General features: G+C 53.2%; 8 protein-coding genes. 5 read left to right on the top strand and 3 right to left on the bottom strand.

What is annotated here, in order from left to right; genetic code table 11:
• Positions 1 to 58 precede the first annotated feature (58 nt).
• Positions 59 to 1,189 (bottom strand): porin OmpC, encoded by a 1,131-nt coding sequence (ompC, locus tag AC1RKG_RS07875; protein ID WP_201896192.1) that lies wholly within the window; start codon positions 1,187 to 1,189, stop codon positions 59 to 61.
• A 720-nt stretch (positions 1,190 to 1,909) separates the two neighbouring features.
• Between ompC and AC1RKG_RS07870 the strand changes: the two genes are divergently transcribed.
• The 4 genes from AC1RKG_RS07870 to rcsB are packed head-to-tail and all read left to right on the top strand — an operon-like array spanning position 1,910 to position 6,890.
• On the top strand, positions 1,910 to 2,314 hold the full coding sequence (locus AC1RKG_RS07870; RefSeq protein ID WP_122079885.1) for a DUF4186 domain-containing protein: 405 nt from the start codon (positions 1,910 to 1,912) through the stop codon (positions 2,312 to 2,314).
• A 54-nt stretch (positions 2,315 to 2,368) separates the two neighbouring features.
• Complete coding sequence (locus AC1RKG_RS07865; protein ID WP_493182601.1) at positions 2,369 to 3,523, top strand: MFS transporter; 1,155 nt, start codon at positions 2,369 to 2,371, stop codon at positions 3,521 to 3,523.
• A 21-nt stretch (positions 3,524 to 3,544) separates the two neighbouring features.
• Positions 3,545 to 6,247 carry a phosphotransferase RcsD gene (gene rcsD, locus AC1RKG_RS07860; protein ID WP_493182599.1) on the top strand — a complete coding sequence of 901 codons (2,703 nt, stop codon included), beginning with the start codon at positions 3,545 to 3,547 and terminating at the stop codon, positions 6,245 to 6,247.
• Positions 6,240 to 6,890: a response regulator transcription factor RcsB gene (gene rcsB / locus AC1RKG_RS07855; protein WP_004947156.1), complete on the top strand. Its 651-nt coding sequence runs from the start codon at positions 6,240 to 6,242 to the stop codon at positions 6,888 to 6,890. Before rcsD ends, rcsB begins: the two co-directional genes overlap by 8 nt.
• A 50-nt stretch (positions 6,891 to 6,940) precedes the next feature.
• On the opposite strand, the gene rcsC is transcribed toward rcsB, so the two are convergent.
• Positions 6,941 to 9,811, bottom strand: a complete 2,871-nt coding sequence (gene rcsC, locus AC1RKG_RS07850) for a two-component system sensor histidine kinase RcsC (protein ID WP_142814770.1) — start codon at positions 9,809 to 9,811, stop codon at positions 6,941 to 6,943.
• Between the two features lie 164 nt (positions 9,812 to 9,975).
• On the bottom strand, positions 9,976 to 12,627 hold the full coding sequence (gene gyrA / locus AC1RKG_RS07845; protein WP_122079889.1) for a DNA topoisomerase (ATP-hydrolyzing) subunit A: 2,652 nt from the start codon (positions 12,625 to 12,627) through the stop codon (positions 9,976 to 9,978).
• Positions 12,628 to 12,839: 212 nt separating this feature from the next.
• Here gyrA and ubiG point away from each other — a divergent pair, with 212 nt between their 5' ends.
• Positions 12,840 to 13,565, top strand: a complete 726-nt coding sequence (gene ubiG / locus AC1RKG_RS07840; protein WP_115058429.1) for a bifunctional 2-polyprenyl-6-hydroxyphenol methylase/3-demethylubiquinol 3-O-methyltransferase UbiG — start codon at positions 12,840 to 12,842, stop codon at positions 13,563 to 13,565.
• Positions 13,566 to 13,592: the final 27 nt, after the last annotated feature.

The following is a 13,592-nucleotide window of genomic DNA, read 5'->3' as shown; positions in this document are numbered from 1 at the left end:
ACCGCAGGCAAAAAAAACGCGGCCCGAAGGCCGCGTGGTGACACTCACACTCTGTTGCTTAGAACTGGTAAACCAGGCCCACGGCAACCACGTTGTCGGTGTTGATCCCGGCAGACTTGGTGAAGTCGTTGTCGTCCAACAGGTTGATTTTGTAGTCAACGTAGGTGGACATGTTTTTGTTGAAGAAGTAGGTCGCACCCAGATCCACAAATTTGACCAGATCTTCGTCGCCGTAATCCTTGCCGTTAGCGGCCAGACCCAGGTTTTTACCTTTGGTTTGGTTATAACCAACGAATGGACGCAGACCGAAGTCAAACTGGTAGTGTGCGTAAGCTTCGATACTTTGCGCCTTGTTGGCATAACCGTAAGCATCACTGCTGGTAGAGCCAAAGCGTGCGGCATTGTAAGACTGGGTGAACATCACGGCCAGGTAAGCGTCGTTGGCGTCATATTTCAGACCGCCAGAATAACCTTCTGCACGGTCACCACGGCCCATGATGCCACTGTATGCGCCACCGCCGTTTTGCTCGCTGGTACGTTTGGAACTAAAGAAGGCACCTGCCGCGCTGATGCCATAGCCGATGTCGTAGTTCACCGACATGCCGTAGCCGTCGCCGTTCTGATTGAGAACTTCACGGCCGTTGTTAGACTCTTCGCCGTTGCCGTTTTTACCCTGGTACTGCAGAGCAAAGTTCAGGCCGTCAACCAGACCGAAGAAGTCGGTGTTACGGTAAGTTGCCAAACCGCTGGAACGTTGGAACATGAATTGGTCGGCACCGTAAGTGGAGCCGTCGAACTCAGGCTGCAAGTCGGTATAAGCCGCAACGTCATACAGCACGCCGGTGTTACGGCCGTAGTCAAATGAACCGTAATCGCCAAACTTCAGGCCGGCAAAGCCGTAACGGGTAAAGTTCTTGTTGTCTTGGCTTTCAGCATGGTTGAGGTTTGCCTGATATTCCCATTGACCAAAACCGGTCAACTGGTCGCTGATTTGTGTTTCGCCACGCAGGCCGAAACGCATATAAGACATGTCGCCATCGGAGCCATTGTTGTCAGAGAAATAGTGAAGACCATTGATCTTGCCGTACAGATCCAGTTTATTGCCGTCTTTGTTGTAGATTTCCGCCGCACCTGCGGTGCCTGCAACCAGCAGTGCGGGGACGATCAGAGAAAGAACTCGAAGTTTCATTGTTATTATCCTCGTTTATTATGTCGAGCTATGGCCACTGCCCTTTTGAGCATTATTAGCACGACTGTGCATTACCATTCTGGTAACAAGGGTAATATTAATCCAGAAAGAAAATGATACCAAGTATCCGATAGTGTTTCAGTGTGATTATTAAAGGTTTCCAAATGTAAAATTGAGCGAACTTCCACAAAACATTACAGACATAAAAAATAAGGCACGCAATGACAAAAAACACACTTATAGATATAAAATCATGTAGTTATACAAAAACTTAAGAAAAAAAAGATAGCCATACAAAAGTCACTATCAATAAGCACATTGTGCCAAAAGAATCCCATAACGCTGACGTTATAATAATCCCGCTATCATCATTATTTTCATTATTACCTTCATTATCTGTAAGATAATTTTTTGTACATTCTGTACACTTCAACCGGCTTATGGCCGGTTTTTTATTTCCTCATACTTAGCTCACATTTCATCTTAATTCGCACTTTATGCCAAAAAATAATCACTTGAAGATATTATCCCCCCAATTAACTTCCGCACTAATAGCTAATCTTTTCTTCTGTTTTAGACTACTTATTAAGCGCACTAATTTGGAAAGCATTTTATTGCTTAAATAACTTTCGCTTCGTGCTGCAGGGTTTTGAACCAACACATTGGTCGCACGGTTGCTATTTTGATAACCTGCACAAAATGCCCCGAAGAAGATGAACCATGCTATTTCAACCCGAAGCGCTATGGCGTCGGCTACAAAGCTCCCCTTTCCGCGCCAAATTTCGTCTGAATCCCAAAGACCAGCTTTATTTTGAAACCAAAGGCTTGCCGCTGATCCTCAGCCATGCACGAGATTTTATCGATCAACGGTTGGCTGCGCCTTTTCCGAACAATGACGGCAAGCAGACCCCCATGCGCGGCCATCCGGTGTTTGTCGCCCAGCACGCCACCGCGACCTGTTGTCGTGGTTGCCTGGCCAAGTGGCATAACATTCCGCAAGGGCAAGCACTGAGCGAACAGCAAAAGCAGTATATTGTGCAGGTCATTGGCCTGTGGCTGGAACGTCGCGCAGCACCGAAGGCCAATGACGGCGCAATTCCTTTCGACCCGGATCGCGGATTGTGATAAAAACATTCCATAACTTTCAGTCCCTCTTCCACAATAGATCCCAAAGCCCACATGACATCCACCTTATGCAATGAACAGCAAAAACCCGGGGTACCGGCTCAGATCGCCACGCGGCTGGCCTTTTTTGTCGCCGGTTTCGGCATGGCCGCCTGGGCGCCCCTGGTTCCCTTCGCCAAAGCGCGCATCGGCATTGATGATGGCTCTCTCGGTCTGTTGCTGCTGTGCATTGGTGCTGGTTCGATGCTGGCGATGCCGCTCACCGGTTTTCTGACCGGCAGATTGGGCTGTCGGCCGGTGATCTTGCTTGCTGGTTTGGCGTTGTGCATCGATTTACCGCTGCTGGTGCTGATGAATACCACCTTGGGCATGGCGTTGGCACTGCTGCTGTTTGGCGCAGCAATTGGCATGATCGATGTGGCAATGAATATACAGGCCGTGGTGGTCGAGCGTGCCAGCGGCAAGGCAATGATGTCGGGCTTTCATGGTTTCTTCAGCGTTGGCGGCATTGCCGGTGCCGGGGGCGTTAGCATCATGCTGTGGCTGGGGCTCACACCTCTGTTGGCGACCTGTGTCACCGTATTGACCATCGCGGCATTGCTAACCGTAGCCAGCCGCAATTTGCTGCGCGAAAGCGGCGGTGAAGAAGGTGGACCGATGTTCGTCGTGCCACGCGGTTGGGTCATGTTTATCGGCATTCTGTGCTTTATCATGTTCCTGGCGGAAGGGTCGATGCTCGACTGGAGCGCCCTGTTCCTCACTACCCTGCGGGGGGTTGACCACAGCCAGGCCGGATTAGGCTATGCGCTGTTTTCCATTACCATGACCCTCGGCAGGTTGAACGGTGACCGCATCGTCAACGCCCTGGGCAGGTATAAGGTCTTGCTGCTCGGCAGCCTGTGTGCCGCTATCGGTCTGAGCATGGCGATTGTGTTCGATAATGCCATGGTCTCGTTGATCGGGTTTATGCTGGTAGGGTTGGGTGCCTCTAACGTGGTGCCGATCCTGTTCAGTGCCGCAGGCAATCAACATGATATGCCGGCCAATCTGGCTATCGCCTCAGTGACTACCGTAGGCTATGCCGGTATTCTCGCCGGGCCGGCGTTAATCGGCTTTATCGCCCAGTTCTCCAGCCTGACGGTCGCCTTTGCCTGCGTTGCCGTCTTACTCCTGGCTGTTACCGCCAGCGCCCGGGCGATAACCCGTTGATTCAGGAATGCGCAGCCAACTATGCAAAACAAACAACTGACCATTAGCTCAAGCAATATTACCCGCTGCTTCCTGCTATTTGCCGTGCTGCTGACGATTGCCATTGGCCTGTACGGCTACAACTATACCAACGCCTGGCTGGCGGAGAAAAAATATGCGCTGAACAGCATCGCCAATGGGCTGCAAAAGCGCATCGACAACTATCGCTACGTCACCTATCAGATCTACGATAAATTCGGCAATGCGGCCTCCCTGAACGTCGATCCCAGCCTGCAGGAAACCCGACTGCGGCCGGACGTTTACTACCTGGAAAAACCGCATAAGAAAACCGACGCGGTCATTTTTGGCAGCCATGAAGAAGGGACATTGGCGATGATCGCCAATATTTCAGACTATCTGGATGCCCGCTGGGGTGCCAAGACCGAAAATTACGCCATGTATTACCTTAATGGTCAGGACAACAGCCTGAGTCTGATCACCACTCAGCCGTTAAAAGAGTTGGCCTCTCGCTTCAAGGAAAACTACCTGACGACGTCGGCGGAAGATCGTCGCGCCGAAATGCTGCAACAGGCGAACATGCTCGACGAGCGCGAAAGCTTTTCCGCCTTACGCAAGCAACGTTTCCAAAACGCCTATTCGTTTTCAATCCGTACGACCTTTAATCAACCGGGGCATCTGGCCACGGTGATCGCCTTCGATTTGCCGATTAACGATATCATCCCGATTAATATGGCACGTGCCAACTTTATGCTGCTGCCCGATAACAGCAATCTGGACGATGGAACTCTGCCGATTGAAGGCACCCCCAACGCCGGTATAACGATGAGCGGCAACTGGGTCGACTTCACGGCCTCCTTGCCTAACGCACCGCTGAAAGTGGTTTATCGGGTTTCCGCCATCAGCCTGGCGATCGACCTGCTGCGTAACAATATCTGGTTAATCGCCATCAATCTGTTGCTGTTGGCGCTGTCGCTGGCAGGCATTTACTTTATTCGTCGACAATACATTCGCCCTAGCGAGAACATGGCGGTTGAACTGGAGGCCGAACGCGCGCTGAATCAAGAGATTATCGCCAGCCTGCCTTCCGGCCTGCTGGTGTACAACTTTGCCAGCAATACGGTGATCGCCAGCAATAAGATTGCCCAACATCTGCTGCCTCACCTCAGCCTACAAAAAATCGCTCATATGGCCGAACAGCACCACGGGGTGATTCAAGCGACGGTCAACAATGAGGTGTATGAAATTCGCATTTTCCGCAGCCAGCTCTCAGCGGAAACTTACCTGTTCCTGTTAAACGATCAGGACAAGGAAGTCATGGTCAACAAGCGGTTGCAGCAGGCACAGCGCGAGTACGACAAAAATGTACAGGCACGCAAACTGATGCTGCACAATCTGGGGATCGAACTGAACCAACCGGTGCGCCAAATGCACGATCTGGCCGATCGCCTGCGTACGCAACCGGATGAAGAACAACAGCAAGCGCTGCTAACAGAGTTGACCACACAGTCATCCTCGGTGCTGGGCTTGATTGAAAACATCACCCTGCTCACCCGGCTGGAAACTCAGGACTGGCAACCTTCGCGCCACCCGTTCAGCCCTTTGGCCCTGATAGATGAATTACTGCGTGAAGCCCTGCCTTCCATCAATCAAAAAGGACTGTCGCTGTTCAATCATTTCCAGCTTGATGTCGAGCAGCAATATATCGGTGACGCTAACGCGCTACGCAAGGTGATCTCGCTGCTGGTGCATTACGCGATTATCACTACCGCCTGCGGCAAGATTTCGCTGGTGGTTGATCATGAACCCGAGCACCCCGATCGCCTGGTGTTCCACATCAATGATACCGGCTCGGGTATTTCCAACGAGGAAATCAGTAACCTCAACTATCCGTTCCTCAGCCAGACGCTGGTGGATCGTTTTAATCATGGTTCCGGCCTGACCTTCTTCTTGTGCAACCAGCTATGCAAAAAACTCAACGGCCAGTTGGATATTCGCAGCAAGGTCGACATCGGCACCCGCTACACCATTCGCGTACCGATGGAAATGGAGAAAAAGGAGACGGAAGCGCAGGAAAAACTGCTCGACGGCGTGACCGCGCTGTTGGACATCACTTCTGAAGAGGTGCGCGGCATTGTGACCCATCTGCTGCACGCCTATGGCGCGAGCTGCATCATTGCCGATGAACGCCAGGTTAACCGCGACTACGACGTTCTACTGACCGACAACCCGCAAAGGGCTGACGATTATACCCTGCTGCTGACCAGCGATGAGGCCGGATGGCAACAGCTTGAAAAACGGTATATTCGGGTAAACTATAACCTGAGTGGCGCAATGATAGACGCCGTGCTGATGCTGATTGAGCAGCAAATGGCCGCGTTGGAACAGCCGGAAAGTCCGCTTTCGCTGACCGCCGATGATATCCAACTCTATGAAAAACAATTGAAATCAAGTGATTACTATGGCCTGTTTGTTGATACAGTACCCGACGATATCAAAAAACTGTATACTGAGGCGGGCAGCAGTGATTTCAATGCTCTGTCACAGACAGCACACCGCCTGAAAGGCGTGTTTGCCATGTTAAATCTGCTTCCCGGCAAGCAACTGTGTGAATCGTTAGAACAGCACATCGCAGACGGTGATGCGCTCAAGATCGAGAATAACATCAGTCAGATTGATTTTTTCGTCAGCAGACTGCTGGAGCAAGGTAGCCAACAACATGAATAACCTGAACGTAATTATTGCTGATGACCATCCTATCGTACTGTTTGGCATCCGGAAGTCACTTGAGCAAATTGAATGGGTGAATGTCGTTGGGGAGTTTGAAGACTCAACAGCACTGATCAACAATCTGTCCAAGCTGGACGCCAACGTACTGATCACCGACCTTTCAATGCCGGGCGATAAATATGGCGACGGCATTACGCTGATCAAATACATCAAGCGCCATTATCCGCAGTTGTCGATCATCGTTCTGACCATGAACAACAACCCGGCCATTCTGAGCGCCGTGTTGGATCTGGATATCGAAGGTATCGTACTGAAACAGGGTGCGCCTACCGACCTGCCGAAAGCGCTGGCCGCACTGCAAAAAGGCAAGAAGTTCACGCCGGAAAGCGTCTCCAAGCTGTTGGAGAGGATCAGCGCCAGCGGCTACGGTGACAAACGCCTGTCGCCAAAAGAGAGCGAAGTACTGCGTCTGTTCGCCGAAGGTTTCCTGGTGACCGAAATCGCCAAGAAACTCAACCGCAGCATCAAAACCATCAGCAGCCAGAAGAAATCGGCGATGATGAAGCTGGGTGTCGAGAACGATATTGCGCTGCTCAACTACCTCTCTTCCGTCAGCATGGCACCGCTGGACAAAGAATAAATAACTCGGTAGTTAACAAGGGCGCGGCATTTTGCTGCGCCCTTTTGCTTTTAGGCCTCTTCAGACTCGGCGCGCACATAGCGCACCTGCTGGCTGTAAAACGCCAATGTTTGTTCCAGCGTTTCCAGCGTCACCGGTTTCGACAGGCAATTATCCATGCCGGCCTCAATACAGCGCTGCTTCTCTTCAGCCAGGGCATTCGCCGTGACGCCGATCACCGGGGAAGTAAACTGCATTTCACGCAGGCGCTGAGTCAGATGATAGCCATCCATGTTCGGCATATTGACGTCGGTCAGTACGATGTCGACGGTGTTACGACTGAGTACATCCAACGCATCGACCCCATCATTGGCCGTCACCACCTGGTAGCCCAGCGAGCTAAGCTGATCGGACAGCAACCGACGGTTGATCGGATGGTCGTCCACCACCAGTAAATGAATATCACCGTTGTCGATCAAGCTGGCCTTGGCCGGCAACGGCAATTGTGCCAGGGTATTGCCGCTTTCAGCTTGAGTGCCAAACAGCCGGTTAAGCAGCACCAGGGTTTCACGCGGCGTAGAGGTGCTGTGCATCCAGTAACCCGGGCGCGTTTCCTGCGACGGGCCGATGTGTTCAATGGAAAATTGGATCTGCGCCAGCAGCGGCGTGCTAATCATCAACGGGTGATCGCTGAGCATCACTTCGCCTTCGGCGGTGTCCTGCCCCTGATGGCGTAATACCGTCGCACCATAACCGCCCAGGATTTCCATCAGATAACTTTCCAGCCGCTGGTTGCGAATATCCAGCCACAGCGTTTTGCCCTGCCAGGTATCGCTCGGCTGCGGGATCGGGAACTGGGCGCTAAACAGAGGAATACGGATGGTGAACAGGCTGCCTAATCCCGGTTCGGATTCAACGGCAATGTCGCCATCCATCATGTTGATCAGCTTCTCGCAAATCGCCAGCCCCAGCCCGGTACCCTGGAAATGGCGCTGCACACCGCTGCCCACCTGGAAGAACGGGTCAAACAGGCGGGTAATTTCTTTCTCCGGGATACCAACGCCGGTGTCACGAACGCTGAATTCCAGATAATTGCCGCGGGTGCAGACCTGCAGGATGATGCAGCCGGTATCGGTGAACTTAATGGCGTTGTTCAACAAGTTGGACAACACCTGCTGCAACCGTACCGGATCGCCGGAAATGCGCTCAGGCACGTTTTGCTCGATAAAGCAGTACAGCCCCAACCGCTTCTTCACCACCAGCGGTAAGTAGTTGCCGGCGATGTGGGTAATCACCTCCAGACAGGAGAACTCCCGCGGCTCAATCTTCAACTGCTCGGATTCAATTTTCGAGAAGTCCAGAATATCGCTGATGATCTTCAGCAGCAGCCCGGAAGAGTTGTTCATCGCATTGACCAGTCGATCAACGCCCTGCGGTAACGCCTTGGTCTGCAGCAAATCGAGGTTGCCGATAATGCCGTACAGCGGCGTACGCAGCTCATGGCTAACGGTCGCCAGGAACATCGATTTCGATTGGCTGGCCTGTTCCGCGGCGGCGGCCATCTCTTGCAGCGATTCTTCCATTTTCACGCGGGCGCTGACATCCACCAGCACACAAATCGCCACATCCTCATTACGATAGCGAGAATGAACGAAGCTGATCTGCAGGTTATTGTTATTGCTGGTCATCACATCGACAAAATTCACCTGCTGTTCGCAGATGATGCGCGTAATGCGGTCACGGTCTTCGTGGGTCAGTAAGTTGATGTAATTGTGCGCCAGTTCGTTACTGAGGATATTGGTGCCGTCGCTGATGCGCAGAATACAGATGCCCACCGGCGCCGAGGCGACAATTTTACGGTTAAACTGCTCATGTTCTTCCAGCCGGAAGGCGTTATCCTCTGCCGGCAGGAACATTTTGCGTTCAAACAGCCAGGCCAGGGTGAACAGCACGATGGCGGACAGCAGATTCAGCAGCACCGCATTGAGGATCAGCATTTTGAAGCGCTCAACCACCGTCTTCACCGGCACCGCATACACGATGCTGAGCGAGGATGGCGGCAACGCCTTTTTCATGATCAGGTCGCGGTAATTATCGACGTAACCAAAGTAGGCTTGTTCCAGCGGATAACTGTCGGGCGCTTGCGCATTGCGCTCACCATCCGCCAGCTGCAGTATCGGTTCGTTGTTCTCATCCAGCAGAGTGACGGCGATCGGCAGGTTGCCGGTAGTCACGAAGTCTTCCAGACGTATAGTCTGCTCAATGCCCAGCAACGCTTCCAGCTTGGAGCCAATATAGATTGGCGTCAGTACATACAGATAGCCGACATCCGGCCGCTGCTGGCTTGGGCTGATCCAGTACAGGTTATTGTCTTTATCCTGGTTCTTGGCGTTGCGATATTTAAGGATGCGCTCATGCAGCGTTTTCAGCGCATCTGAGCGGTTGGCTACGCCGCTGCTGCCGCCGAACTCCGCCATGCACAGGCTATCCCCGCCGATAAAAAACACCCGGTTGAGATCGTAGGCCGCGACAAAATTCTCTTTCCAATACTGGATCAACCCGCTCAGCGAATTGAGCGAGCTGCGGTAAGTGCTATTAAGCGAACAGTTGGACTCCGGATAGAGCGGGAAAAACTCTGGCGGGCTGCTCTTGCCGGGAAAGATGCCGCTGAACATGTCCAGGCTGCTGACCGAGCCATTGAGGCGGTTTTCTGCCATATATTTGATATCACGAATGATATCGGCCGAATGGCGGATGTAGCCCTGCGCCTGATCAAAATTCAGATTGTAGTCCTGCCGAATGTCAGACTCTTTCTGATGCAGGATATTCAGGATATAGAAAGTGGTGAGCAACGCCCCCAACGACCACAGCATTATCGCCAGCACCCGGAACAGATAGCGGGAAATCTTTAACGTGGTGCGAAAAGAGGCTAAATATTTCAATCGGATACCATACAAATGTGAGTGGTGACCAGCGCGTTCATAGCAGAGCCGGGAGCTGTTGGCTTGAGTTCGCTAATTAAACCATATAACTGAAAAAGGGCCTAGCATCGCTGCCAGGCCCTGTATTTCTCAGTGCAATAGTGGCGTTAGTCGCCCATTATGGCTTAGGCGTTGTCATCTTCCGCGTCGTCTACCGCTTCAGAATCGTCGTCGCCTTCGTCCAGCGGCGTAGCGTCTTCTTCTACGGCTTCTGCGCCGGCTTCCAGACTATCCAGTTCTTCGTCTTCTACCGGTTCGGCAACGCGCTGCAGGCCGACGACATTCTCGTCTTCCGCAGTACGGATCAGCGTAACACCTTGGGTATTACGGCCAACCACGCTGACTTCCGAAACGCGAGTACGCACCAGCGTACCGGCATCGGTGATCATCATGATCTGATCGGTGGTATCCACCTGCACCGCACCCACTACCTGACCATTACGCTCGCTCACCTTGATGGAGATAACCCCTTGGGTGGCACGTGACTTGGTCGGGTATTCGGTGACCGCAGTACGCTTACCGTAGCCGTTCTGGGTAACGGTCAGAATATCGCCTTCACCGCGAGGCACAATCAGGGAGATAACGCTGTCGCCTTCACCCAGGTTGATACCGCGCACGCCGGTAGCCGTACGGCCCATTGAACGCACCTGCGTTTCCGGGAAGCGAACCACTTTACCGTTGGCGGAGAACAGCATGACTTCGTTACTGCCGTCGGTCAGGTCAACACCAATCAGCTCGTCACCCTCATTGAGGTTAACGGCGATGATGCCGGCGCTGCGTGGACGGCTAAAGTCGGTCAACGCGGTTTTCTTCACGGTGCCGCTGGCGGTTGCCATGAACACATGACGCCCTTCTTCATACTCGCGCACCGGCAGAATGGCGGTGATACGCTCATTGGCTTCCAGTGGCAGCAAGTTGACGATTGGACGACCACGTGCGCCACGGCTGGCTTCAGGCAGTTGATACACCTTCATCCAGTACAGGCGGCCACGGCTGGAGAAGCACAGGATCGTATCGTGGGTGTTAGCCACCAACAGACGATCGATAAAGTCTTCTTCTTTGATACGTGCAGCAGACTTGCCCTTACCGCCGCGGCGTTGCGCTTCATAGTCGCTCAATGGCTGATACTTCACATAGCCCTGGTGCGACAGCGTAACTACCACGTCTTCCTGGTTGATCAGGTCTTCGATATTGATATCGGACGTGTTGGCGGTGATCTCGGTACGGCGGCCGTCGTTGTACTGCTCTTTAATTGCGACCAGCTCTTCGCGGATCACTTCCATCAGGCGGTCTGGGTTTTCCAGAATAAAGATCAGCTCAGCAATGGCGGTCAGCAGCTCTTTATACTCGTCCAGCAGCTTTTCATGCTCCAGGCCGGTCAGTTTCTGCAGGCGCAGATCCAAAATTGCCTGAGCTTGCTGCTCGGTCAGGTAATATTTGCCGTCACGGATGCCGAACTCCGGCTCCAGCCACTCAGGGCGAGCCGCGTCATCACCCGCACGTTCCAGCATGGCGCCTACATTACCCAGATCCCACGCCTGAGCGACCAAACCGGCTTTCGCTTCCGCAGGGGTTGGCGCACGACGGATCAGTTCGATGATCGGATCGATGTTGGCCAGAGCGATAGCTAAGGCTTCCAGAATGTGGGCGCGATCGCGAGCTTTACGCAGTTCAAAGATGGTACGACGGGTGACCACTTCACGACGGTGACGAACAAACGCCTGCAAAATGTCTTTCAGGTTCAGCAACTTCGGCTGGCCCTGGTGCAATGCCACCATGTTGATGCCGAAGGTGACCTGCAATTGCGTCAGTGAGTACAGGTTGTTCAGTACCACTTCGCCAACCGCATCGCGTTTGATCTCAACCACGATACGCATGCCGTCTTTGTCGGACTCGTCGCGCAGTGCGCTGATGCCTTCCACGCGCTTTTCTTTCACCAGCTCGGCGATCTTCTCGATCAGACGCGCCTTGTTCACCTGATACGGGATCTCGTGAACAATAATGGTTTCGCGACCGGTCTTGGCATCGGCTTCCACTTCAGCGCGTGCGCGCAGATAGATCTTGCCGCGCCCGGTGCGGTAGGCCTCTTCGATACCGCGGCGACCGTTGATGATCGCCGCAGTCGGGAAGTCCGGCCCCGGGATGTGTTCCATCAGGCCTTCGATGCTGATGTTTTCATCATCGATATAGGCCAGACAGCCGTTGATAACCTCTGACAGGTTATGCGGCGGAATGTTGGTGGCCATACCCACGGCAATACCCGACGAGCCGTTAACCAGCAGGTTCGGGATCTTGGTTGGCATGACGGCTGGGATCTGCTCGGTGCCATCGTAGTTAGGCACGAAGTCGACGGTTTCTTTTTCCAGATCCGCCAGCAGTTCGTGAGCAATTTTTGACATGCGCACTTCGGTATAACGCATTGCCGCGGCGGAGTCGCCGTCGACGGAACCGAAGTTACCCTGACCGTCCACCAGCATATAGCGCAGTGAGAAAGGTTGAGCCATACGCACGATGGTGTCGTAAACCGCGCTGTCACCGTGTGGGTGATATTTACCGATGACGTCCCCGACGACACGGGCCGATTTCTTGTATGGTTTATTCCAGTCGTTACCCAGTACGTTCATCGCGTACAAAACGCGGCGGTGTACCGGCTTCAGTCCATCACGAACATCTGGCAGCGCACGTCCGACAATTACGGACATCGCGTAGTCCAGATACGAGTTTTTCAACTCGTCTTCGATGTTTACCGGTGTGATTTCTCTGGCAAGGTCGCTCATGGAGCTGCTATCCCTCTACTAATGATTCATCTGCCCGCTGCCATAGTGGCAAAGGTGTAAAACTATATCACAAAGCACGCTTTACGGGAAAATAACCGCCGCCGATTCACTGAAATTGTGCATATATGTGCGCTAAAAATGCATCGGCGCAGACGGCGCTGCGCCGGAACATGTATAATCCGCGCAACGAGAACCAGGAGCCAAATACGCCCATGAATGCAGAATCATCCAGCCAAGCGCAAAACGTAGACCATCAGGAAATCGCCAAGTTCGAGGCCGTGGCCTCTCGCTGGTGGGATTTGGAAGGTGAGTTCAAACCGCTGCACCGTATCAACCCGCTGCGTCTGAATTATATCCTGCAACGTTCAGGCGGCATTTTTGATAAAACCGTCCTCGACGTGGGCTGCGGTGGCGGCATTCTGGCGGAAAGCATGGCGCGTGAAGGTGCCAAAGTGACCGGTTTGGACATGGGCGCCGAGCCATTGCAAGTGGCCCGATTACACGCGCTGGAAACCGGCATGAATGTGAATTACGTGCAGGAAACGGTAGAGAGCCACGCCCAGGCCAACCCACAAAAATACGACGTCGTGACCTGCATGGAAATGCTGGAGCACGTTCCCGATCCGGCTTCGGTGGTGCGCGCCTGCGCTCACCTGGTCAAACCGGGTGGTCATGTGTTCTTCTCCACCATCAACCGCAACACCAAGGCCTGGCTGATGGCGGTCATAGGTGCGGAATATATTCTGAAGATGGTCCCTCAGGGTACCCACGACCATAAGAAGTTCATCCGCCCTTCTGAACTGATCGGCTGGATCGACCACACGCCGCTGCGCGAAAAACACATGATTGGCCTGCATTACAACCCGATCACCGACCACTTCAAGCTGGGCGGCAACGTTGATGTGAACTACATGGTACATACTCAACACGAAGGCTGATGCTGCCCTCAAACGCGGTGAGTGTTT

Source organism: Serratia sp. GW822-FHT06D09, assembly GCF_058799515.1.
This window is presented reverse-complemented; position numbering and strand designations above follow the sequence as displayed.